23 protein-coding genes are annotated in these 23345 nt (G+C 64.1%); 17 read left to right on the forward strand and 6 right to left on the reverse strand.

Going from position 1 to position 23345, the window contains the following annotated elements; all coding sequences use genetic code 11:
* The first annotated feature begins 113 nt into the window (after positions 1-113).
* The 3 genes from I2I05_RS19810 (at position 114) to I2I05_RS19820 (ending at position 3199) form a co-directional block, all read left to right on the forward strand.
* Positions 114-2177 (forward strand): sensor histidine kinase, encoded by a 2064-nt coding sequence (locus tag I2I05_RS19810; RefSeq protein WP_196283999.1) that lies wholly within the window; start codon positions 114-116, stop codon positions 2175-2177.
* Positions 2178-2213: 36 nt separating this feature from the next.
* Positions 2214-2636: a response regulator gene (locus I2I05_RS19815; protein WP_196284000.1), complete on the forward strand. Its 423-nt coding sequence runs from the start codon at positions 2214-2216 to the stop codon at positions 2634-2636.
* 137 nt (positions 2637-2773) lie between these two features.
* Positions 2774-3199, forward strand: coding sequence for a hypothetical protein (locus I2I05_RS19820; protein WP_196284001.1), 426 nt, complete (start codon positions 2774-2776; stop codon positions 3197-3199).
* An 89-nt stretch (positions 3200-3288) separates the two neighbouring features.
* Here I2I05_RS19820 and I2I05_RS19825 read toward each other — a convergent pair whose 3' ends face one another.
* The 5 genes from I2I05_RS19825 to I2I05_RS19845 all read right to left on the reverse strand — a co-directional run bounded on the left by I2I05_RS19825 (position 3289) and on the right by I2I05_RS19845 (position 8120).
* Positions 3289-3732, reverse strand: a complete 444-nt coding sequence (locus tag I2I05_RS19825; protein WP_196284002.1) for an energy transducer TonB — start codon at positions 3730-3732, stop codon at positions 3289-3291.
* Between the two features lie 164 nt (positions 3733-3896).
* Entirely contained in the window at positions 3897-5711 is a 1815-nt protein-coding gene (locus I2I05_RS19830) for a glycoside hydrolase family 13 protein (protein WP_196284003.1), read from the reverse strand.
* A gap of 514 nt (positions 5712-6225) precedes the next feature.
* Positions 6226-6855 carry a hypothetical protein gene (locus tag I2I05_RS19835; RefSeq protein WP_196284004.1) on the reverse strand — a complete coding sequence of 210 codons (630 nt, stop codon included), beginning with the start codon at positions 6853-6855 and terminating at the stop codon, positions 6226-6228.
* Positions 6856-6994: 139 nt separating this feature from the next.
* Positions 6995-7639 (reverse strand): hypothetical protein, encoded by a 645-nt coding sequence (locus I2I05_RS19840; RefSeq protein ID WP_196284005.1) that lies wholly within the window; start codon positions 7637-7639, stop codon positions 6995-6997.
* Between the two features lies 1 nt (position 7640).
* A complete protein-coding gene (locus tag I2I05_RS19845; protein ID WP_196284006.1) occupies positions 7641-8120 on the reverse strand; it encodes an RNA polymerase sigma factor in 480 nt (159 codons plus the stop codon).
* Positions 8121-8737: 617 nt separating this feature from the next.
* On the opposite strand from I2I05_RS19845, the gene I2I05_RS19850 reads away from it, so the two are divergent.
* Positions 8738-9157 (forward strand): hypothetical protein, encoded by a 420-nt coding sequence (locus I2I05_RS19850; protein ID WP_196284007.1) that lies wholly within the window; start codon positions 8738-8740, stop codon positions 9155-9157.
* A gap of 49 nt (positions 9158-9206) precedes the next feature.
* On the opposite strand, the gene I2I05_RS22470 is transcribed toward I2I05_RS19850, so the two are convergent.
* Complete coding sequence (locus I2I05_RS22470; protein WP_196284031.1) at positions 9207-9305, reverse strand: hypothetical protein; 99 nt, start codon at positions 9303-9305, stop codon at positions 9207-9209.
* A 20-nt stretch (positions 9306-9325) separates the two neighbouring features.
* On the opposite strand from I2I05_RS22470, the gene I2I05_RS19860 reads away from it, so the two are divergent.
* The 13 genes from I2I05_RS19860 to I2I05_RS19920 all read left to right on the forward strand — a co-directional run bounded on the left by I2I05_RS19860 (position 9326) and on the right by I2I05_RS19920 (position 23294).
* Positions 9326-9562, forward strand: coding sequence for a hypothetical protein (locus I2I05_RS19860; protein ID WP_196284008.1), 237 nt, complete (start codon positions 9326-9328; stop codon positions 9560-9562).
* Positions 9563-10027: 465 nt separating this feature from the next.
* Positions 10028-10510: a response regulator gene (locus I2I05_RS19865; RefSeq protein ID WP_196284009.1), complete on the forward strand. Its 483-nt coding sequence runs from the start codon at positions 10028-10030 to the stop codon at positions 10508-10510.
* A 4-nt stretch (positions 10511-10514) separates the two neighbouring features.
* Complete coding sequence (locus I2I05_RS19870; protein WP_196284010.1) at positions 10515-11246, forward strand: polysaccharide biosynthesis/export family protein; 732 nt, start codon at positions 10515-10517, stop codon at positions 11244-11246.
* Positions 11243-13363 carry a GNVR domain-containing protein gene (locus I2I05_RS19875; protein ID WP_196284011.1) on the forward strand — a complete coding sequence of 707 codons (2121 nt, stop codon included), beginning with the start codon at positions 11243-11245 and terminating at the stop codon, positions 13361-13363. The genes I2I05_RS19870 and I2I05_RS19875 overlap by 4 nt, the downstream gene beginning before the upstream one ends.
* A complete protein-coding gene (locus tag I2I05_RS19880; RefSeq protein ID WP_196284012.1) occupies positions 13338-14633 on the forward strand; it encodes an MATE family efflux transporter in 1296 nt (431 codons plus the stop codon). Before I2I05_RS19875 ends, I2I05_RS19880 begins: the two co-directional genes overlap by 26 nt.
* Positions 14630-15760, forward strand: coding sequence for a glycosyltransferase family 4 protein (locus I2I05_RS19885; protein ID WP_196284013.1), 1131 nt, complete (start codon positions 14630-14632; stop codon positions 15758-15760). The genes I2I05_RS19880 and I2I05_RS19885 overlap by 4 nt, the downstream gene beginning before the upstream one ends.
* Entirely contained in the window at positions 15750-17051 is a 1302-nt protein-coding gene (locus I2I05_RS19890) for an O-antigen ligase family protein (protein WP_196284014.1), read from the forward strand. The genes I2I05_RS19885 and I2I05_RS19890 overlap by 11 nt, the downstream gene beginning before the upstream one ends.
* Positions 17052-17116: 65 nt before the next feature.
* Positions 17117-17281, forward strand: coding sequence for a hypothetical protein (locus I2I05_RS19895; RefSeq protein ID WP_196284015.1), 165 nt, complete (start codon positions 17117-17119; stop codon positions 17279-17281).
* Between the two features lie 10 nt (positions 17282-17291).
* Complete coding sequence (locus I2I05_RS19900) at positions 17292-17441, forward strand: hypothetical protein (RefSeq protein WP_196284016.1); 150 nt, start codon at positions 17292-17294, stop codon at positions 17439-17441.
* 264 nt (positions 17442-17705) lie between these two features.
* A complete protein-coding gene (locus I2I05_RS19905; protein ID WP_196284017.1) occupies positions 17706-20156 on the forward strand; it encodes a nucleoside/nucleotide kinase family protein in 2451 nt (816 codons plus the stop codon).
* Between the two features lie 2 nt (positions 20157-20158).
* Positions 20159-20890 carry an acyltransferase gene (locus tag I2I05_RS22400; RefSeq protein WP_196284018.1) on the forward strand — a complete coding sequence of 244 codons (732 nt, stop codon included), beginning with the start codon at positions 20159-20161 and terminating at the stop codon, positions 20888-20890.
* Positions 20887-22137 (forward strand): glycosyltransferase family 4 protein, encoded by a 1251-nt coding sequence (locus I2I05_RS19915; RefSeq protein ID WP_196284019.1) that lies wholly within the window; start codon positions 20887-20889, stop codon positions 22135-22137. Before I2I05_RS22400 ends, I2I05_RS19915 begins: the two co-directional genes overlap by 4 nt.
* A complete protein-coding gene (locus I2I05_RS19920; protein ID WP_196284020.1) occupies positions 22134-23294 on the forward strand; it encodes a glycosyltransferase family 4 protein in 1161 nt (386 codons plus the stop codon). The genes I2I05_RS19915 and I2I05_RS19920 overlap by 4 nt, the downstream gene beginning before the upstream one ends.
* Positions 23295-23345: the final 51 nt, after the last annotated feature.

A 23345-nucleotide genomic window follows, 5' to 3' on the forward strand; every position in this document is an offset into this window, starting at 1 on the left:
CCCGCTTTTCTATTACCTGCCCGCCGGACCCGGGCCCAAGCCGGAGCGGTGGGACTTGCCCCGCGCGAACGGTCCGATGTAGTTCGGTTTCCGCCTTTATGTTTCCGCTTCCCATGACCTCCTCCCCGTCCGTCCGGCCCGTCCCACCCGCCGCCGACCTGCAGGCCCTGCTCGAAGTTTCCCTCACCGCCCTGGCCTTGTGGCGCCCCTGCTACGGCCCCGACGGCGCCACCGTCACGGACTTTGCCTGCGAATACCTGAACCCCGCCGGCCAGCAGCTGCTCGGCCAGCCCGAACAGCCCGAAGAAACATTCGCGGCGCTCTTCCCCAACGCCCGCGAAAGCGGCCTGCTGGCCTTTTGCGGCCGCGTGTTCGCCACCGACGAGCCCGGCCAGTTCGAGGTCATCCTCGCGCTCGACGACTTGGCTATCAGCTACCACGTGGCCGCCCGGCGTCAGGGCGAGCGGCTGGCCACCAGCTTCACCGACATTGCCGGCGAGCCGTGTACCGCCGTAGCCCTCGCCCTGCACGCAAGCCGAGCCGCCGAAACCGTGGCCCGCGCCGACGCCGAGCGGCAGCGCGCCACCCTGGCGCGCTACCTCGGCCGCACCCACGCCGCCATCTGCGTGCTGCGCGGCCCCACCCACGCGCTCGATTACTGCAACCCCACTTTTGAGCGGCTCTTTTCGGGCCGTCCGCTGCCGCCCGGCACCCCCCTGGCAGAAGTGTTGCCCGCAGGCGTAAAGCAGGGCCTCGCGGCCCGCCTGCGGCGCGTGTACCGCACGGGCACGTCCTACTTCGGCGTCGAGCGGCCCGTGGCCCTCGAGCCCGCCGGCGACCAGCCGGTCCGCACGCATTACTTCACGTTTTCCTTCGACGCTTACCAGGAAGACGGCCGCACCGCGGGCGTGTCCATCTTTGCCTACGACGTCACCGAAGCCGTATCGGCCCGTAGCCGCGCCGAAACCCTGCAGGCCGAGGTGCTGGCCGCGACCCGGCAGCAGCTCGCCGAGCGCGACACCTTCCACGAGGTGTTCGAACAAACGCCCGCCCTCGTGGCCCTGGTGCGCCAGCCCGGCCACCGCTTCGAATACGTCAACCCTGCTTACCAGTCCCTGTTCCCGGGCCGGCTGTTAGTGGGCCACGACCTGACCAACGCCCTGCCGGAACTGCGCGCCCAAGGCTTTATCGACCTGCTCGACCGCGTGTATCAAACCGGCGAAACCTACTTCGGCGCCGAGCTGCCCTTTGTCGCAACCCCGGCCGACGGCCTGCTGGCCCACCAGGAGTACTTCAATTTCACCTTACAAGCCTTCCGGGAAGCCGGCTACATTGCCGGCATCTCCATCTTCGCCTTCAACGTGACTGAGCAGGTGCTGGCCCGGAACGAGCGCGAAGCCCAGCGGCAGCAGCTGCAGGAAGCCAACCGGGCCCTCACCGAAAGCAACGACCAGCTCCTACGCACCAACGTGGACCTAGACACGTTCATTTACACGGCGTCGCACGACCTCAAAACCCCCATCACCAACCTCGAGGGCCTGCTCCACGCCCTGCGCGAAGAACTGCCCGCCGCTCTGCTGAAGGCCAACGCCGTGCCCCCGCTGCTCGACCGCATGCAGGGGGCCATGGACCGCTTCCAACTCACCCTGGCCCAACTCACCGACTTTACCAAGCTGCAGCGGGCCAACATCCAGCCCGCCGAATCCGTGGACCTGGCGACCCTCGTCGCCGACATTCGCCTCGACCTAGCCCAGCTGCTCACCACCACCGACGCGCAGCTCACCATCGACGTGGCCAGCTGCCCGCGAGTGTCGTTCGCGCCCAAGAACCTGCGCAGCATTCTCTACAACCTGCTCAGCAACGCGGTGAAGTACCGCTCCCCTGACCGGCCGCCCCGGGTGGAGCTCCGCTGCCGCAGCGCCGAAAACGGCACCGTGGTGCTCGACGTGCACGACAACGGCCTCGGCCTGACCGAGGCCCAGCAGAGCAAGCTGTTCGGCCTGTTCCAGCGCCTGCACACCCACGGCGAGGGCACGGGCATCGGCCTCTTCATGGTCAAGCGCATCGTGGAAAACGCCGGCGGCACCATCTCCGTGCAGAGCACGCCCGACGTGGGCACCACCTTCACCATTACGCTCCCGGCGCTGGCTGTTGCCGAACCACCATCTGCACTTTAATCCAGGGTTAAAGCTGCCTGTACCTTAAGCCACGCTATGCGCAGAATTCGCACTATCCTGCTGGTCGACGACGACGAAACCACCAATTTTCTCCACCAGCGGCTGCTGTTCCGCCTCAACGTTTCCGACCGGGTGCTGGTGGCCCGCAACGGCGCCCAAGCCCTGAAAATCCTGACCCAGCCCAACGCTCGCTTCAATCCCACCAATCCCGTGCTGGTTCTGCTCGACCTCAACATGCCCGTTGTGGACGGGTTCGAATTTCTCAAGGCTTTCCAGGCCCTCCCCTCCGTCCAGCAGCGGAGCGCCGTCGTGGTCGTGCTCACTTCTTCCCTAAACACCCAGGACATGGACCGCAGCAATAACCTTCCCGTTGCCGGCTTCCTCACCAAGCCCCTGGACAAAGTAAAAATCGATTCCCTACTGCACCTCCATTTTGGGTCGCCGGTAGCAGCCGAATGATGCTGCCCTCTATGCATTCTCCAACGCAAGCGTACTACCTGGCAAGCTCGCTTTGTATGTTCCTGCCGTAGCCCTTTAATCCTCTTTTAGTAATTAGGACCCTCTCCCTGACCGGTGGGCGGTTCTACTTTTGTACCATGCTACTTCCTCCGACTGAGTTGCCTTCCCGGACGCTGTCCTTCCGAACGGACCTGCGCGTGCTGGTGGTGCGCTGGCACACGATGGTCCCGATGGCCGCGGTGCAAGCGGACTATGCCCAGATGCTGGCCGCGGCCCAGGCGCACGGCCTGAGCGACTGGCTGCTGGACGTGCGCCGCCGCGAGGTCGCCGCGCCGGAGTTGAGCGCCTGGGTGAACCACACGTTTTACCCCGAGGCGGTGGCGCGCCTGGCGCCTCAGCGCCGGCGCTTGGCGGTGCTGAGCTCGCCGGCCCTGACGGCCTCGTACCGCACCGACCCGGGCCAGCAAAAGGAAGTGGCCTTTGCCCTGGACCCGGCCCGGCCATTCGACATTGCCTTGTTTGAGGATGAAGGCCAAGCCATGCAGTGGTTGCGGCCGCTGTAACTGCTTCATTGTCTAGACCACCCTTTCGCTAAACGAAGCTGAACCAAATTTTCCACGGGCAGCCGCCACCAGTACGTGCCTCTGGCCGCTTACTGGACATGCGCCGGACGCGCCTTCCGCAGTTCTTTCTTCGTGGGGGGCGGACCTTCGACGAAGCGCACAACCAAGGTCATCGACACCGGGATGCCTTTTCCCTGCCTCACGGCGGGGGTGAAGCGCAACGTCGAGGCCAGGGCAATGGCGGTGCCGCGGAGGGCCTCGTTGGTCACTCGCAGCCAGCGCAAACACAGCGGGTTGCCTTGCGCGTCAATCAGGACACGGAAATAGACCGCTCCAACCGAGTCTTTGGGCACGTTGTAGCGGACCAATGGCCCGCGGCCACCTATGATTTCCGGGGCTTTTTCAAACCAAACAAGTCCGCCTTTACCCGCCGTAAACGCGTCTTCTTGGGCATACAACGAATCGCAGGGAGCCTGCGCCCGGCACAGCGTTGCAGCCAGAAAGCAGAACGAAAAAAGAACGGAGGTTCTCATGGGGCTTCTAAGCTAGCCCTCGTTTACCTTCGGACCGTTTTTGAGAACGTAATTAGCCCTTGTGCGGTAGTGGTTGAAGAGACGGTGAAGGGCTGTTCCCGCGAGCCCAGCCGTGCCGCCAACCAGCGGCCGCGCCCGGGGGGACGTGCCGTCGCCGGGCGTGCTCAGTTGGCGCGCAGCACCACCACGTCCATGGCGCGCACCGTGGCCCGCGTGGCGGCCGCCCGCGTGAAGGCGTCCCGGTACCGGTGGCCCGCGAGCAGCGCGGGGTCGACGGCAACCGGCTGGGGGCCGCGGTTGAACACCACCAGCACGTCGTCGTTGCCCAGCGTGCGGCGGAAGGCGTACAGCTGCCGGGCGTCGTCGGTGGCCACGGTGGTGAAGGTGCCCCGCTGGATAGCGGGAGAGCGCCGGCGCAGGGCAATGAATTTCTGATACCACGCAAACAAGTCCTTGTTGAACGCCACTGCGTCCGGCGCGTGGCTGCTCTGGTCCGGGTTCGCCGTTTCGGGCGCGTACTGCTGGTCGGCCCACACCATGGGCTTGCGGCAATCGGGGTCGTTGGGGCCCCACATGCCGGCCTCGTCGCCGTAGAAAATCATGGGCGCGCCCAGGTACAGCAGCTGGAAGGCGGCAATCAGCTTTTGCTTTTGCAATTGAGCCGGCGTGGGCTTGCGGGCGTTGTAGCCCTGGTTGTTGCTTTTCTGGCTCCAGTTGAAGTAGGGGCCCCAGTCGCCCATTTGCTTGCCGTCGGGGTTGGCCACGGCGCTGCCGATGCGGGTGGCGTCGTGGCTGCCCACCAGGTTTTGCATGTTCAGGGCCACGCCCGGGCCAAAGGCTTCGCGCAGTTCCTTCAGACGGGCGTCAAACACCGTCACGGGGATGGCCGTGGCGTCTTGCACGAAGAAGTCGTGCACGGCAAAAGCGAAGTTGTAGTTCATGGTGGCGTCAAACTCGTCGCCGCGCAGGTAGGGCCGGGTTTTCTCCACCGGAAACACCAGTTCGGCCGTCAGGTAGGCCTGGGGGTTGAGGCGGCGCACCCACTGGCGCCAGCTTTTCCAGAACGGGTGCCCCACGTCGTAGGCCACGTCCAGGCGCCAGCCGTCGATGCCGTGGGCCGCGCCCTTGTTCAGCGGGTTCATCCAGCGCTGGGTGGCGTTGAAGATGTATTGCTTGGGGCCGGCCACAAGGCCCGTTTCGTCTTCTTTCAGCTCCGGCAGGGTCTGGACCCCAAACCAGCCGTTGTAGGCAAAGGCCGTGCCCGTGGCGGCGTTGCGCCAGCTCTTCACCATAAACCAGTCGGCGTACGGCGAGGCCTGCTGGTTTTTCACCACGTCCTGAAACGCAAAGCTTTGGGCGCCGAGGTGGTTGAACACCCCGTCGAAAATGAGGTGCATCTTGCGCTTGTGCACTTCGTCGATGAGCCGGAGCACCAGCAAATCGGCTTTGGTCCACACCCAGGTCTCGGCCTTGAGCGGGTTTTCGGTGGCGATGAGTTTTTTGTCGCCTTCCGGGTCGGGCCCAAACGTAGGGTCGACGTGGTGGTAGCACAAGGCGTCGTACTTGTGGGAGGAGGGCGACCAAAACACGGGCGTCAGGTACAGGGCATTCACGCCCAATGCCTGCAGGTAGTCGAGCTTGTTGAGGATGCCCTGCACGTCGCCCCCGTAGCGGCGGCGTTGCAGGTTGTAATAAATGTCTCGGCCGTTTTTCTGCTCATAGGGCTGCAGCCGGTACCAGTCGCTCGCCCAGGGATGAATCTGGAACGCCGACGAGTCGTCAAACGGGTAGGCGCCGTTCTGGTCGGTCGCTTTCGGGTCGTTGCGCGGGTCGCCGTTGCTGAAACGCTCCGGAAAGATTTGGTACCAGACCACGCCTTTGCTCCACTCCGGGGTGAAATCGGCTTGCGCCCGGCCCGGCAGGACCGTGGCCAGCAGCACCAGCCCGGCCAGCAACAGGTTCGATACGAAATTCTTCATGGTTCCAGGGGCAAGTACGGGGAAGCAAGTTCGGCAGCCAGAACGAAATACCACGCGTGAAGCAAACCCAGGGCTGGATTTCACTTGAATCCAACGCATGGCGGCACCACGAAGCCTCACAAGATGAACGCTTCTTTCGCTTTTTCGACCGGTTGGCTATACATCAAATAAGGCTTCGGCCCGGTGCTAACCTTGCCGTTCCCACGTCTAAACCTTCCTCTCAACGTCTGATACGCCCGTGGCCCCCTACCCCCAGCCCGAGGAGCACGAGCCCGTGCGGTGGTTTAGTTGGGCCGGACGCCATTTCTCGCCCGCCAGGCGCAGGGCCTAGGCTTTGAACGCCTCGTCGTGTGTCCGCCGTTGGTCGGGCGCCGCCCCGCTGGTTTTGGCGGCCATAATAGAAGCAATAGCTGTCCTGCTGCTGGCCGCTAGTGCTAGAGCGGCTCAGCTTCGGGCCTCTCGGCAAGCGCCTGTGGTTTCAAAAAGCCCCTGGCATAACCCGGGGGCTTTGGTCTCAGTAAGGGCTCTTGCTGGTCTGCGCATCCGCGGGGATCGCGAAGAACGTGTTGCCCAGCTTCATGGGGTGCACCCCGGTCGCCACGCTCTCCATGCTAAACTGAGGGGTCTCGATCACCATCTTCAGCGGGACCGCACCCGCTTTCGAGAGGTAGGCGTACCAGTTGCCGTACCGGTGCGCTTGGTACAGGTCTGGGTCCACCGGCAGCCGCGGGCTGAAGTAGTATTTCTGCACCCCGCTTCGGCACACCAGGGTCAACTCGTCGCAGGCATACCCCAGGATCGTCGCGGCGCCTTTGCGAAGCGTCATGCTCAGCACGCTGTCGGGGTTCGCGGCCCCGTCATTCCAGAGCAGCTTGTTCGAACCGGTGAACTTACTGTACAGCTTGTTTTCGCTGTTGCGGTACACCTGCCAGGCCATCTGGGTGCCGTTGAGCTCAGACCGGTAATCCCCTGCTTTGGTGTACCAGTTCTGCACGTCGCCCATCATGGAATTTAGCTGCCCATTGGAGAGGCCAGGGGTTTTGCTCGTGTAGGTGTTGCGGTAAACGATTTTGCCCTCGAAGTGCTGGGCATGGGCGACCAGGCAGCTAACGGCCAAGGCAAGGGTGAATAGAAGCTGTTTCATGTTGAAAGGGTAAGGGTAAGGGGTTAGAAAGTAGTGGTTCGTAACGAGGGCGCGGACAAGGGGGGCTTGTGGCCGGTGTATGGCGGGCGGGTTTGCCGGTTGCGTCCATTTGGGACGCTGCCCGCAAACAGGCTACGCCTCAACCGCTATCCCCGAGGGGGGAGTCGAAGCCGGGGGGTGCTTCTAGTTCGCGCAGGTTGGATTCCATGGCTTTGATCCTCGGAAAAAAAACAGCCCGGTAGTACCAGTAGCGGAGCAGAAAAGAGAAACCGGTCAGGGCCGCGGAAGCCAGGCTGGTTGTTGCCACAGAGAGGCCGGCGCCGGGGATCTCGAACACCGCGTAGAAGGCCACCGGGGAGACCACCAGGAAGACGGAGTTGGTGAACCGGTAATAGTTTTTAAATGCCGCCAGGATCCCGCTGAGCGCTTCCCTCGAACTGGCGCCGGTGTTCTCCGAGAAGATCGCCTCCTGCCGGCGGTAGGTCCACCCAGAGAACAGGGCGAAACCCACCAGGACGGCGACCAGGGGAAGCTTCCCGGCCAACGCGCGCGCCCCCAGGCCCCGGTGGTATTGCCAAACCAGGTACCCGGCCGTCAGCAGCACCAGCAGGGCGGCGTTCCACCCGCCGATCCTGTTCCAGAAGGCACTCTTCTCGCTTAACTCCCCCAGGGAGCTGGCGTTGCGCTCGAGGATCCCGTCCAATGCCTCCCGGGTATGCCCCCCCTGTTCGGACCCTTCCCGGCGGACGGCGCCCCAGCTTTTTTTGAATTCGTCCAGTTCCATGCTACGCGATGCTCATGAGTGTCCTTAGTTGGGCCTTGATCCGGTTGAGTTTGAATCCCACGTTCGCCTCCGAAATCCCCAGCACCTCGCCCATCTCCCGGTAGCTGCAGTCCTCCAGATAGAGCAGGGTCAGGGCTTGGTCCACCTGGGAGAGCCGCCGAATGGCCCGGTACATGGCCGCCCTTTCCTCGCGGGAGCCCTCTTCTACGGCCGGCACTTGGAACGCCTCGGGGCCCAGCTCGGCGAATGGCTCGCCCTGGGTCTCCTTCCGCAGCCGGGTGATCGCCGTGTTGAGCGCGATCCGGTACATCCAGGTGGTGACCTTGGCGCCTCCCCGGAAAGTGGGGTAGGCACGCCAGAGTTGCAGCACGATGTCTTGAAAGAGGTCTTCCTGGTCTTGCTTGGTGTTGCAGTACATGTTGCAGACCTTTTGGATCAGGCCCTGATGGGTTTCGAGGAGGAGGAGGAACTGCTCTTTCAAGATGCTCGGTGTTTCCCGATTAGTCGGGGAAAGCGGGGAATCCTTAGGGAAACCCGGTTTTTTTTTTACCCTGACGGGGAAGTAGCGAGGCGAACCCTTCGCGCCGTGCTGGGTTCAGGCAGGTATTTAGCGGGTTCACAGGGTGAAAGGGGGCAATCGTTTTTTTTAGCCCGATGCCCAGGGCTCGTGCCTGCCCACCCCGCTCCTGGGCACGGGACGATGTCGTCCCGGCGGGCTCAAGGTCGGTGTACGGGCGTGTGATTGCGCGCCAATGCTTCCATTAGATCATGGCAAACCCTTTGGGTGATGCAACTGCCCGAAAGGGAATGCTGGGTATGCGGGTGGTACATAACGACGGTGGCGGGTGCAAAACGCTCCCGTAAGCTTGCGGACGGCTAGTTGGGGGGCAAACCTACTAGGACAGGCGCCAGAAGCCCGCTTCGGGGTCTCGTTCAGCTGCGCGAAGCACGGCTGGCCGTCCCGGCCCGGAGTTCCGCAACACCCACGACCGTTTTCGCGAACGAGTAGGCAAGCAGTGCGGCGGTTGCACCCGGAGCAAGAGGCTGTATTTTTGGGCCCTCTCCCCCGCGGTGCTACGCCGCTGCTTTGTTCGTGCCATGTTGTCTCCAACGACTCCCAAACTCTATTTCGAAAACAAGGCCGGCCGCCTGCTCGAACACCCCGACGGCTACGTGGTGCTGGAGTACAAACCCGGTCCGCGCCAGTTCACGGACTTGCAGGCCTTGCTGGCCCACGTGCGCAACCTGCTCGAGCGCAACCGCTGGCACCGCCTGCTCGGGGACCAGCGCCTAATGGCGCCGTTCTCCGAACAGGAACGGGCCTGGATCGTCGAGTATTGGCTCGACCGTTCTCGGCAGCGGGCCGGGGGCATCCACAGCGCCGTCATCCTGGCCCACGACGTCTTTGCCCGCCTCTCCATGGACCAGGTCACGCACGCCGCCAACGTCTCCGCGCTGACGTACCGCGTCTTCGACACCGAAGAGGCGGCGGCGGCGTGGTTGGGGCAAGTAACCTAGCTGCCCTACGGTCACCCCCTTGCGCGATTCGGACCATTTTCTTAAACGCTTATTTGCTATGAGTTGAACTCATGATTTGGGCATTGCGGGCTGAAATGATAGTTTCAAACCCTCCTCCCTTGCTTCCTTTCGGTATCGTGCCGGCGATGTACCAGTAGTCGTTGAGTAATGCGCCGGCTCAACGTGCGCGGCCACGCCGGGGCCCACAAAACCATGCTGCTCGCGGCCGTGGCCTACAACCTCAAAAAACTGCTCAAGCACCGCCCCAACCGGCAACTTAGCCTGGCCGTGGCCCTGCCACGGCCCCTGCTGGCGGTCAATGGGCACGTCAGGCGGCAATGCCGGCGCTCGGAAGCGCCAACTCGGACCCTCGCCAAGCCGCTGACCAGAAAGTGGACCACTTAAACCGGGTTCTGCAACAGCCACGAAAGTATTAATGAACAATAGTGGAATTATGGCTTTGGAGGCAATATTTCCAGCAGTAGCTGTCACATTCAGGGGCAGTCCGCACAACTGCTACACTATATTTTTACCCCAGGCCAGCACCCACCACTGGAAGCGACTTGCCGAGTTAGTGCAGCATGCCTTTGCCACACACTTTGGGATGTGCGCTTGGTCCCCCCCCGCACCCGGTGGTGCGGTCCTGAATGCCGGTTAGCAACTATCCACTCAACCGGCGCGAGCCGGTGCCAGTGGGCGTCTGCTGCTTGTTTGGCCCATCCCGGCACTCTATTTTCTGGAGACAAGTCCGGTTTACAGAGTAACGGCATGAATAGCTTTTTTTATTAAGAATTTGATTGACAGGTATTTGAATATAATATAGGTTGTTGGTATGGCGATGGTGTATGTTCTGGCACAATCATCATCATTATGCTACACAAACAACAAAAAGTCTTTCTAGTAGACGACGACCCGTTCTGCCAGAACCTGATGAAGCACGTCATGAAAACCAACGGGTTTGCGGACGTGCATACTTACGATGGCGGCGCGGCCTGCCTCAACGCCCTCACCGACGAACCGGATATTATTTTCCTGGACCAGGTGATGGGCAGTGTCTCCGGCATCGACACGCTAAAGGCCGTGAAGCGCTTCAACCCGGACATCTACGTGGTGTTTGTGAGCGGGCAGCACGAAGTGGCTGTGGCCGTGGAATCGCTCAAGTACGGGGCGTTCGACTACATCGTGAAAGACGAGAAGCTCAGCACCAAGGTGGGCTCGGTGCTGACCAAGATAGAGGGCATGGGCGAGCTGCTGGCGCAGAAGCCCACCAGCGTGCCCGAACGTTTGCGGTCGTTTTTCAGCCTCGCCAGCCTCGCGCTGCTATTCGTTCACCCCATTCTCTTTTCCTGCTAAAACCGTGGCCAGAAAACTGCTCTTTGGGCTGGTGCTGTGCCTGCTGACGGGCTGCACCCAGAACCTGTTCCAATCGACGGACAAAACCAAGTACCAAGCGTTTACGACCGACCAAGCCTACGAATACAAGCTGCGGAAAGACGACAAGCTGACCATCAGCGTGTGGGACCACGAAGAGCTGAGCGTGGGCTCCATCTACAGCGTCAACAGCTCGGGCGAGGAGCAGGGCAAGTGGGTACTGGTGGACCCCGACGGCAAAATCGGGTTCTCCAAAGTCGGGGCGTTTCCGGTGGAAGGCCTGACCGTGGCGGCGGCGGAAGACAACCTCGAACGCGCCCTGGGCAAGTGGATTGTGAATCCGCAGGTTACCATCCAGGTTCTCAACAAGGAGGTGACCGTGCTGGGGGAAGTGAACACGCCCGGCCTGCTGCTGCTGCAAAAAGAGCGCAACACGCTGCTGGAAGTGCTGGGCCGCGCCGGCGACCTGACCGTGTACGCCGAAAAGCGGCACGTGAAAGTGGCCCGCGCGGAGGGCACGGCCCTGCGCGAAATGGAAATCGACCTCACGCAACTCGACCGCAACTACGCCAACAACATCGTGGTGCTGCCCGGCGATGTGGTGTACGTGCCGGCCCGCAAAGGCAAGCAATTCGACAAGAAAGCCGGCACCTCTCTGGCCGTCACCTCCGCCATTACTGCCATCCTTTTATTCACCCGCATCATCACTGGGATATGAACGAATTAAACCAAAATCTGCGCCTGTTGCGCCCGCTGTGGCGCGGCCTGCCCATTGTGGCACTCTGCCTAGCCCTGGCCCTGGCCCTGGCCCACCAGTACCTGCGCTACGCCACGCCGCTCTACGAGAGCAGCGCCGAAATCAAGCTGGCCGAAGTGAACGAAGGCCCCATCAATACCAATCTGATTAAGACGTCGGACGCGTTTGCGCCATTCAACAAGGCCGTGGCCGAGGTGGTGCTGCTCAAATCGGAGCTGCTGGTGGGCCGGGCCCTGCTCAGCCTGCCCTTCGCCGTCAGCACGTACCGCGTGGGCGAGATTCGCAAGACGGAAATGTATACGGAAAGTCCGTTTTTGGTCACCATCACGCAGCAAAACGGGCAGTGGGACGACGAGTTGTTCAAGCTGAAGATTGCGCCGAACGGCCGGTTGTTGCTCACCACGCCAGCCGGTGGGGTGGTGTGGGGCCGGCTGGGGCAGCCAATGAAATTGCCCGGCGCGATGGTGACCATCGCCCCCAACCAGCCCCTGTTGAAAACCCGCCCCGGCCTGCAGCTGGCCGACCGCTACGAATTTGTGCACCACTCGCCGGCCAAGCTGATGAGCGACGTGCTCGACCGGCTCGACGTAACCAGCGTGGAAAAGGACGTGGCCGTGATTCGGGTGAGCTACCGCAGCCCCGTGCCCGAGAAGGCCGCCGACCTGGTGAATGCCCTCACCGACGTGTACATGGTCGATTATCTGGAAAACAAATACAAGGTGGTGAATGCCTCGGTGGACGTGATTGACCAGCAGCTGCGGGCGGTGAGTGCCAGCCTGAGCCACGCCGAAGACACCGTGCAGGGCTACCGCGACCAGAAGCGCATCGTGAACATCGGCCAGGAAACCGAAACCGATTTGCACAAGATTTCGGAGCTGAAGATTCAGCGGGCTAACCTGTACATGAGCCTGGCGGCGGCCAACGACCTGTACCGCTACATGCAGTCGGGCAAGAAGGATATTTTGCAGCTGGCCCCCACGTTCGGCGCTTTCAACGACCAGTTGTCGAACGACATCGTGAAAAAAATGAAGGACCTGCAGGCCGACCGGCGCGACCTGCTGCTGCGCTTCCGGCCGCAGGATGAGAAGATAGTCGCCATCGACGGGAAACTGGTGGACCTGAACAACTACCTGCTGGAAAGCATTAAGAACACCCGCAACGCTCTCACCATTAAGTACAACGAGTTGGGTCGCGCCATCGGGCAGGCCCAGCACGGCTTTGTGGGCTTGCCCACCCGCGAAAAAAACCTGGCCATTCTGGAGCGCGACTTCCAGCTGAACGAGAAGCTCTACATTCTGCTGCACGAGAAGAAAACCGAAGCCGAAATTGCCAAGGCCGCGCCTACGTCGTCGCACCGCATTATTTCGCGGGGCAACGCGGCCGGGGAAGCCGTGGCGCCCAACCACGCGCTGGTGATGGCCGTGGCCGGGTTTCTGGGCCTGCTCGGCGGCACGCTGCTGGTGTACCTGATTGCGGGGCTGCGCGGCACGCCGGGCGACACCTATGCCGTGCAGAAAGAATCGAGCCTGCCCCTGGCCACCAGCCTGCCCCACCTGGAATCTCCCGGCCAACAGCTGGCTTTTTTCCGGCAGCTGGCCATCCGGCTCGAGTTGAAGGGCCTGCTGGCGATAGGCAGCAAGGTGTTGGTGAGCTCCTTCACGGGGGGCGAAGGTCAGACGTTTTTCTTCGAGCACCTGCGGGTAGCGCTGGCCGCACAGGCCAAAAAGGTGCGCGCCATTCACATCGAAAATGCCGGTTCGCTGAACCCCGACGCCCTGGCCACCGAGCTGCTGCTGGTGCACAACGTGCCCCTAACCGCCGACAGCCTGAGTCTCGCCGTGATGGCCGGCGCCACCGTGAACCTGGTGCTGGTTGACAGCCGCACCACGCCCCTGCACCGCCTGCGCGAGCTGGAGCAGCTGGTGGCCGAGTACCAGCTGCCTAACGTGCAGCTCTGCCTGAACCGCGCCGGCTACCGCCCCGGCCTGCTGGCCCGCTTGTGGCAGCGCCCGGCCCGCCAAACGGCCTGGGCTGCGGCGGCCGATACCGCTCATGCTGGTGCACTGGCTGCGGCGTAGCGCGGCAGCCCTGCCGGCCCGCTACTGGGTGGTGGCGGGCCAGGCGGTGGTGAGCGGCACATCGTTTTTCACCAATATTTTCATTGCCCGGCTGTGCGGCCTGAGCACATTTGGCGAGTACAGCGCCTGGCAGATGGTGCTGCTGCTGGCCTTGTCGGTTCAGGGCGCGCTCATTACCCAGCCCATGCAAATAGTGCAGGGCGAAACGGCCCCGGCACAACAGCCGGCCTACCGGCAGGCGCTGCTGGCCATGCAGCTGGCATTCAGCCTGGTGGCGGTGGCGGCTGTGGCGGGCGGGGCGGCGCTGCTGCCAAGGGGCGCGGCGGAGGTATTGCCGGCGTTTCTGGTATGCCTGGTGGCGGGCTGCGGGCAGGACACCGCCCGCAAGCTGCTGCTGGCCGAAGGCCGGGTGCGGGCCGCGCTGGTCAGCGACGGGCTCTCGGCGGGCGGGCAGGTGCTGGTGCTGCTGTACTGGGCGCTGGGTTCCGGCCCGGTGGCGCTGCCGGCGGTGCTCTGGGCCATGGGCCTCACCACGGTGCCGGCGCTGCTGCTTTCGGGCCGGGTGCTGGGCCTCACGCTCCGCTTTGCGGGGCTGCGGCACTTCGCCGGGGCGCACTGGCGGCGGGCGCGGTGGCTGCTGCCCACGGCGCTGCTGCAGTGGGCCTCGTCGAATGCCTTGCTGGTGTTTGCCGGCTTTATGGGCAGCGCGGCCATGCTGGGCATCCTGCGGCTGGCGCAAACCCTGATGGGCGTGCTCAACGTGGGCTTACAGGCCGTGGAAAACTACGCGCTGCCCCGGCTTAGCCAGACGTTTCATCGGCAGCCGCACCTGTTTGCGGCGCAGCGGGCGCGGCTGGGGCGCACGTTGCTGCTGGTGGCCGCGCTGCCGCTGGCGCTGCTGTTTGCGCTGGCCGGGCCCCTAGTGGGCTGGCTGCAGGCCGGCAGCGAGGCGCACGCCAACGTGCTGCGCTGGTGCTGCCTGCTGTACGTGGTGATTCTGCTGGTGTACCCGCTGCGGCTGTCGGTGCGCCTGCTGGCCAACGCCCGGCTCTACTTCGAAGGCTACGTGCTGAGCGTGGCGGTGTCGTTTGGCCTGGCCCGCTGGCTGATTGGGCAGTGGCAGGCCAGCGGAGTAGTGCTGGGCTGGGTGGTGGCCCAGGCCGTGCTGGGGTTGTACTGGGCGCTGGCCGTGCGGCGGGTGCAGGTGAAAAGTGTTGAAAACAAGGGTATTGAAACCATTATTCCCGCGCTACAAGCGGAAAACGCATGAAAATCATTCACCTCATTCTCGGCAAGGCCAACCCGGAGCGCATGAACGGCGTGAACAAAGTGGTGCACGCGCTGGCCACCCACCAGAGCCGCGCCCAGTGGGACGTGGAGGTGTGGGGCATCACCCCGGACGTGGCGGTGAACTACCCGGCCCGCGAATTCACCACCCGCCTGTTCCGGGCCGGCCGCAACCCGTTTCAGCTGTCCCAGCCGCTGATAACGGCCCTGACCGAGGTAGCGGGGGAGGGGGCCGTGGTGCACCTGCACGGCGGCTTTATTCCGGCGTATTACTCGGCGGCCCAGCTGCTCAAAACCCTGGGCGTGGCGTACGTGATGACCCCGCACGGAGCCTACAATGCCCACGCGCTGGGCAAGAACCACCTGCTAAAACGCCTGTACCTGGGCTGCTGCGAGCATTTCGTGCTCCGCAACGCGGCCGTGGTGCATTGCCTGGGGCAAAGCGAGGTGCAGGGCGTGAAGGCCCTGCTGCCCGAGCTCGAAACCTGCCTGCTGCCCTATGGCTACGAGGACGAAACCGGCGGTGGCGCGGAGCCCGGCCCGGTGCCCCACGACAGCTTCCGGGTGGGCTTTTGCGGGCGCCTCGACGAGCGCAGCAAGGGCCTCGACTGCCTCATTGCCGGCTTCGGCCAGTTTGCCCAGCAGCTGCCCGATGCCGAGCTCTGGATTATTGGCGACGGCCCCGACCGCGACCGGGTGGCGCGCTGGGCGGCCCGGCTGCCCGCCGGCCAGGTGAAGCTGCTCGGCAGCCGCTACGGGGCCGATAAAAAGGCCCTGCTGGCCCAGCTCGACGCTTTTGCCCATCCCTCTCACTACGAAGGCCTGCCCACGGCCGTGCTCGAAGCCGCCGCGCTCGGCATTCCGTGCGTGGTGACCGAGGCCACCAACCTGGGCTCCTACATCCGGGACTTTGCCTGCGGGCAGGTGCTGGAAAACGCCCGCCCCGAGCAGCTGGCCGCCAGCCTGCACCGCCTGCACGCGCAGTGCGGCGGGGCTGGGCAGCTGGAATTCCGGCAGCGCAGCCGCACCATGGTGGCCACGGCTTTTGCCTGGCCCACGCTGCTGCACAACTATCAACTCATGTACGACCGCGCCTACCATGCTGCCTAAACGCTCCTTGCCCTTCGCCCCCGACTACAGCGCATTTCTGCGCTTGGTGCAGGTGCTCCTCACGGTTATCGTGCTCGTGATGCTGGCCAGCTTTTTTACCTGGACCGACAACGTGGCCGTTACCCGCGCGGCCAAAATTGTGGCCCGCGTGGCCATGACCGGGGCGGCCTACGGCGTGTACCGCCTCATTCTGGCCCGCGGGGCCGTCGACTCGTTTCGGTGGCAGCATAGCCTGGCCCCGCTGCTTTACGGGGCCTACCTGCTGCTGGGCGTGGCGTCGCTGCTGTGGTCTACCAACCCGGGGTATTCGCTGCTGCAGCTGGTGATGGACGTGGCCAGCCTGGTTTTCGCCTACTTTTTCGTGAAGTGCTTTTTGCTGCTTGAGGCGTTTTTCCCGGCTCGTTCCGTGCTCCTGTCGCAGGTGCTGGGCACGGCTTCGTTCTGGCTGGTGCTGCTGTTTGTGGTGGGGCTGGTGGTGGCCCCCGAGGTGTTTGGCCGCCTTACCCACGGCGCCGCCGAAATCCGCCTCGGCGGCTACTTCATCAACCCCAACGAGCTGGGCATGCTGTGCGTGGTGTGCCTTTCGTGCCTGTGGCTGGGCCTCTACCGGGGCCACCGCCCGGTGCTCACGGCGTTGCAGATGGCGCCCGTGCTGGCGGCGCTGGTCCTCACCGGCTCGCGCTCCTCGCTGGTGGGCTTTCTGCTGATTGTGGGCTTCCACATCTGGCAGGCCCGCAGCACCCGCTTGAAGCTGGCGCTGGCCACGGCCACGCTGCTGGCCCTGCCGCTGGTGGGGCAGCTGTTCATCAAGCAGGGTGGGCTGGATGAGGTGCTGAACCTGACCGGCCGCCTCCCGTTCTGGCACGCCCTGCTCACCGAGGGCCTGCCCAAGGAGCCGCTGCTGGGCTACGGCTTCATGCGGATTGCCTACGGCGACTACTTCCAGAGCGCCCACACTTACGCCGCCCAAATGACGCACAACACCTTCATCCAGGTGCTGCTGAACCTGGGGCTGGTGGGCTTCGCCATCGTGCTGGCGCAATTGGCCTTCACCCTGCGCGGCTTTGCCGCCTACCCCACCCACGAGGGCCGGCTGCTGCTGCTGGGCATCTTCCTGCCTATTCTCATCAACTCCTTCACCGAGTTCGGCATTTTCGGCCTGTCCAACTACGGCATCCTGTTCTACCAGCTGCTGATTTTTCTCATCAGCCTGCGCTACAACCCCCGGCTGAGCACGCCCGAGCAGCTTTTTCTGAAGCGTATGCGCCCCGAGCTGGCGTTGGCCGGCTAAGCCCAACCGCACCGGCAGCCTCTTCCCCAATTTCCACTTGTTATTCACTCCAAAACCCCTTCATCATGAAAGTAATCGACAACCTCCTGCTAATGCCCCGTATCTCTTTGATGATGGGCATATTGATAATCTCCCGCGTGTTTTCGCCCCACCTGACCGACAGTGCCCTCTCGGAGCAGGAATATGCCGAAGGCGAGCCGCTGGGGCTGGCCCCCCGCCACGTCGCCTGAAACGCTGGCATTGTATGCCGCAGCTGAGCGGGAGGAGCGCGGCCCCGCCGCCGATTTCGGGGCGAAAAGCGCCGACCCGCGCTACCCGATGTCGCGCCAACGCATGCACCGGGCCCCGCATCTGGGCTACGGCCCGCTTCGGCGCGGCTCCCGGCCCTAGCGGCCCGGCCCCAATTCCGGGCTCCGGAAGCCACCACCCAAGCCAGTGCTTCGTGCGGATTCTTCCGCCGCAGCGCTGGCTTTCGCTATTCTTGGAAGCCGGTGCCCCAGCGTCAGGGGGGCGGCGCTCATTCGCGGTGCCCATGCCTTGGAGCGGCACTCCAGTTTATGGAGCGCGGCAATCGACGACCCTATTACATTAATCATACTATCAAGTAGTTAAACATAAAAATAGCTTTGGCACCACCTTGGTATCAGGGCTGGCATGACCACTACTACATTATCAGCCCCTGACGAGGTACTGCTAACCGGCTTGATGGGCAAGCTGGGATATTTGCCGACGGAAGCGCGCGGCATTCGGCTGCGGGGCATGCGCAACCCCGATGGCAGCCTGCGCTGGGTGTGGCCGGCAACGCTGCGCCAGCCCTTATTTCTGGAATTCTATAACGCGGCTTCGCCGAAGGCAAAACTATTCGAGCGGGCGGTACGGCTGGCGTTTGCCTGTGGCCTGCAGGGCTTGCTGTTCCCGCTTTTGCCCGCCCGCTACGGCCGCACCGGCGTGCAGGGGTGGTCGATGACGGCTTTTGCACTCTTTACGGGCACGCCCGGCACCTACCGCAAGGCCGTGTGCTGCCACACGGACACCACGGGCCAACGCTTCTTTGTGAAGATGCCGCTGACCCCGGCGGCGGCGGTGCGGGTGCAGGCCGAAACGCAGGCCCTGAAAGGTTTGGCCAGCCGCCCGGCCGCTTCGTTCCGGGTGCCGGAGGTGGTGGCGGCGCACGATGATTTCCTGCACCAAACCGAAGTGAAACCCGCACAGGCCACCCGCGTCGGCCACCTCACGCCGCGGCACCTGGCCTACCTGCACGAGCAGCTGCGCGAAACTTCTGTGCGCCGCCCCCTGGCCGATACCACGTTCTGGCAGACCACCGAAGCGCAGGTATCGGAGCTGCAAGGGCTGCCGGAAACCCGTATTCCCTACGGCCTGCGCGCCAAGCTGCTGCAGCTCTACCACCGCATCGACTCGGAGCAAGTGGTAGGGCTGGCCTTCGCCCACGGCGATTTCACGAGCTGGAACTGCTGGCTCGGCCCCGACCTCGTGGCCCTCTACGATTTGGAGTTTGCCCAGCCCGAGGCTCCGCTGCTCTACGACCTGTTCCACTTTCACGTGCAGCAGGGCTTGTTGGTGAGCCGCCGCCAGCCCGCGCAGGTACGCGCCACCATGTGGGAGCAGGCCCGCGCCGAGTTTCCGGCCATTCCCGAAGCCGAGCTGGCCCTGGCTTGGCAGCTGTACCTGCTGCACCACGTTTCGCGCTACGCCCTGGCCTACCACGCCCAGGAAGCCTGGCATGCGCAGGTGCAGTGGCAGCTGGTCGGCTGGAACGAGCTGCTGACCCTGGAGCTGGCCGCCCACGCTGCGCACCGCCAATTATGCCTCTACGATTTCCTGGATTCGCTCCAGCCCCGCGCCAGCGTGGTGCTCAAACAGCGGGCCGAAAACGCCTACTACCCCGGGCCCACGGCCGACCTGGATTTGCTGGTGAGCCGGGCGCAAATGGCCCGTTCGGTGGCGTTTTTGCGCAGCTTCCCGCTAGTGCGCTCGGTGGCGGTGCGCCGGCAGGCCCACATGCATTCGGTGGACTGCATTTTTCAGGACGGCACATTTCTGTCCGTCGATTTGCTGCACCAGCTCTGGCGGAAGTCGGTGCCCATGATGGACCGCGCCGAGATGCTGGCTTATGCACGCGCCGCAGCCGGCGTTACGGTGCCCGCGCTGCGCCACGATTTCGAGTACACCTGGCTGTTTTACTGGCTGAATGGCAGCGACCTGCCCGCCGCCCACCGCCGGCACTACGAGCAGTGCAGCCCGGCCGAGCAAGCCGAACTGCTGGCCCACCTGGCCACCAAATACAACCTGCGCTTCGACAGCATCCGGGCCGCCGCTACTTACCACCCCGAGGCCGCGCAGGAGGTGCGAGAGCAACTACGGGACCAGCCCGGCAGCGGCTTTTTCCAGCGTCAGTGGCGGGCGTTGCGCTACGGCTGGGGCCAGGCCACCTCGTTTTTCCAGCCCAATGGCTTCGTCATCTCCTTCAGCGGCGTCGATGGAGCCGGAAAGTCCACGGTCATCGAAAAGGTGAAGGAGCACCTCGAAAAAAAGTGGCGCAAACGCGTGGTCGTGCTGCGGCACCGCCCCTCGGTGCTGCCCATCCTCAGCGCCTGGCAACACGGGCAGGCCGAAGCCGAGCGACGCTCGGTGGCCCGCCTGCCACGCCGGGGTGGCAACCGCCGCCTGAAGTCCTCGCTGGTCCGCTTCGGCTACTACTACCTCGACTACCTGCTGGGCCAGGTGGTGGTATGGCTGAAGTACACCAGCCGCGGCCAGGTGGTGCTGTATGACCGGTACTACTTCGATTTCATCAACGACGGCGAGCGCAGCAACATCCGCCTGCCCGAGCGCCTCACCAAAGCCCTGTACACCTTCGTGAGCAAGCCGCGCCTCAACTTCTTCCTCTACGCCGACCCGGATGTGATTCTGCACCGCAAGCAGGAGCTCTCGGGCGAAACCATCGTGCAGCTCACCCAGAAGTACCGAGCCCTGTTCGGGCAGCTAGCCGGGCAGTACCCGCAGTCTCAGTACGTGCCCATCGAGAACCATAATCTGGACAACACGCTGGACCTCATCGGCCAGTACATTCAAGCGGAGGTATAATCATGCGCACTTTCCTCGAACAGTGGGTGCGGCGGCGCAACCCCGACTTTCTCATTCATCCGAGCGTGCCCACGAGCTGGCTGCTGGGCTTTGCGGCCCGCACGGCCGGCGCGCTGCTGCGCGGCGCGGCGCTGGGCCTGCGCGGCCGCCACCCGCACGGCGCGATGCTGGGCCACGGCGTGCAGTTCGCCTATTTGAGCGGCATTCGCTTCGGAGCCTGGCTGAAGGCCGGCGACCAGGTGCGCTTCAGCGGCCTGAGCACCGATGGCCTGATTATGGGCCGCCGCGTGAGCATTGGCGCTTTCAGCCAGGTTATTGTCTCGACTTCCTTGCAGGAGCCGGGCGCATTCATCCTGATTGGCAACCGGGTGGGCATCGGCGAGTTTGCCTACCTGGGCGGCGGCGGCGGCTTGCAGATTGACGACGACTGCATCATCGGCCAGTATTTCAGTTGCCATCCCGAAAACCACCTCCACGCCGACCCGCGGGTACCCATCCGGCTGCAGGGTGTGGTGCGCCGGGGCATCCACATCGGGGCCGGGTGCTGGATTGGCAGCAAGGTGACGGTGCTCGACGGCGTAAGCATTGGGGCGGGGTGTGTAGTCGCGGCCGGAGCCGTGGTTACGCGCTCGGTGCCCGCCGGTAGTGTCGTGGCCGGGGTGCCGGCCCGCGTGATTTCCACCCGCGAGGCACAGCCGGTGGCGGTGCTCCGCGAAACCGCTCTGGCCTCATGAAAACCGTGCTGATGACGGCCTACGCCGTGAATCCCTACAAGGGCTCGGAAGACGGGATGGGCTGGAGCTTCATTCTGCAAGCGGCCCGCACGCACCGCGTGGTGGCCGTGACGCGCCGCAATAACGAGCCGCCCATTCGCCGCTTTCTGGCCGAGCACCCCGAACTGGCCACCCTGGCCACCGGCATCACCTTCCTGTATTTCGACCTGCCAGCCTGGATGCGCTGGTGGAAAAAAGGCCCACTGCTGTCGGTGCTCTACTTCTATATGTGGCAGTTGGGGCTGGGCCTGTGGCTGTGGGCCCGCCGCCGCCGGCTGGGAGTAGATGTGGTGCATAACCTGAACTTCCACAACGACTGGACGCCCTCGTTTCTGTGGCTGCTGGGCCGGCCGCTGGTGTGGGGTCCCATTGGCCACCACCCACCCATTCCGGCCAGCCACCTGCGCCAGTACGGCCGCGCCGCCTACTGCCAGGACCGGGCCATCGGCCTGCTGAAGCGCGCCTTCTGGACGTTCGACCCGTTTCTGCGCATCACGCGCCGGGCAGCCGGGCAGGTACTGTGCATGAACTCGGCGGTGGCGCCCCGCCTGGGCCTGCGCGCCGGGCAATTTGAAATCGTGCCTTCGGTGGCCATTCACATGCCGGCCCAGGAATCCATCGCAGCCGCCGTGCCGCGCAAAGAATTTGTGGTGATGATAGCTGCCCGCATGGTGCCACTGAAAGGGTTCGACATGGTGATTCAGGCTTTTGCCGCCTTTTACCACGGCCTGAGCGCCGCCGACCAGCCCAACGCCCGGTTGCTGCTCATCGGTAGCGGCACCGAGGAAGCGTGCCTACTGCGCATGGTGAAAGAGCACGGTGTGGCACCCTGCACGCAGCACCGGCCCTGGCTCGACCGGGAGGAGCTGCTGCGCACTTACAGCCAGGCGTCGGTTTTCTTTTTCCCTTCGCACGAGGGCGCCGGCATGGTGGTGGCCGAGGCCATGAGCCACGGCGTGCCCGTGCTCTGCTACCAGAACGAAGGCCCAGGCGAGCTGGTGCCGCCCGATTCCAGCCTCACAGTGCCCTACGCCTCCTTCGCACAGAACGTCCGGGATTTCGCCGCGCAGCTCGGGCGCCTGCACGCCTGCCCGCTGCTGCTGGCCGCCGAAGCCCGCCTGTGCCGCAGCCACACCGATGCCCACCACACCTGGACCCGCCGCGGCCAGCAGTTAGAACGCATTTATCAGCAAGCCCTTATTTCATGAAACGCATTATCTCCGTTCACTTATTGAACGACCGCAGCGGCAGCCCCCAAGTGTTGCGCAACTCGCTGAGCTGCCTGAGCAGCGCCGGCTACCACATCGACCTGCTCACGGCCACCTCCGACCAGGAGGCCGGCTGCCTAAGCGAGCTGCCCGGCGTGGTCGCGCACGCGCTGCCCTACCGCTTGCAGCCCAGCCGCTGGCGCACGCTGCTTAATTTCTGCTGGGTGCAGGCCGTGGTGTTTGCCAAAGTGCTGCACCTGGCCGGCCCCGGCACGGTGGTGTATGTGAATTCACTGCTACCCGGCGGGGCGGCGCTGGCGGCCCGTTGCCGGGGTGCCCGCGTAGTGTACCACGTGCACGAGGTGTCGCTGCGCCCGGCGCTGCTGCAACGGCTGCTCTGCGGCATCGTGAACCTGACGGCCGACCGGGTGCTGTTTGTGTCGCACTTCGTACGGCAGCAGCTGGCGCTGTCGGTGCCGCAGCAGGCAGTGGTGCACAATGTCTTATCCCCGGATTTCCTGAATGAAGCCAACGCTGTGGTTCCGGCGGCTCAGCCCTTCCGGGTGCTCATGGCCTGCTCACTGAAAGACTACAAGGGCGTGCCCGAGTTCTTCGACCTGGCCCGTGCCCTGCCCGACATGGCATTCGAGCTGGTGCTGAATGCGGCCCCGGCGCAGGTGGCCAGCTTCCAGGCCAGTGCCGCCGCGCCCTCCAACCTGACCCTGTACGCCAGCACCGCCAACATGCACGCCCACTACCGCCGGGCATCGGTGGTGGTGAACCTCTCGCGCCCTGCCGAGTGGGTCGAAACCTTCGGCCTGACCATTCTCGAAGCCATGCAGTACGGCAAGCCCGTCATCGTGCCCGTGGTGGGCGGGATGGCCGAGGTCAACATCGTGGGCGAAACGGGCTTCGCCATCGACAGCCGCGACCTCCCGGCCCTGGAGCGGGCGCTGCACCTGCTGCAGCAGTTTCCGCGCAAGTACGCCGCCATGTCGGCCGCGTGCCGGCGGCGGGCGGCCGAGTTCGCCCCCAGTCGTTTCTCAGAGCAGATAAACCAGCAGTTTGAGGCCGAGTTCGCCCGGTTTCCGCTGGCGCTGCCCCCCGTGCCGGCTCGTTTTCCGGGGCGGACTATCCCGGCTCCGGCGGTCGGGTAGTCCCGGCGCGCTGCTCCCCTCATTCCCATTCATTTGACTCAACCGCTTACC

The sequence above is a fragment of the Hymenobacter jeongseonensis genome, from assembly GCF_015694725.1.
Taxonomy (GTDB): domain Bacteria; phylum Bacteroidota; class Bacteroidia; order Cytophagales; family Hymenobacteraceae; genus Hymenobacter; species Hymenobacter jeongseonensis.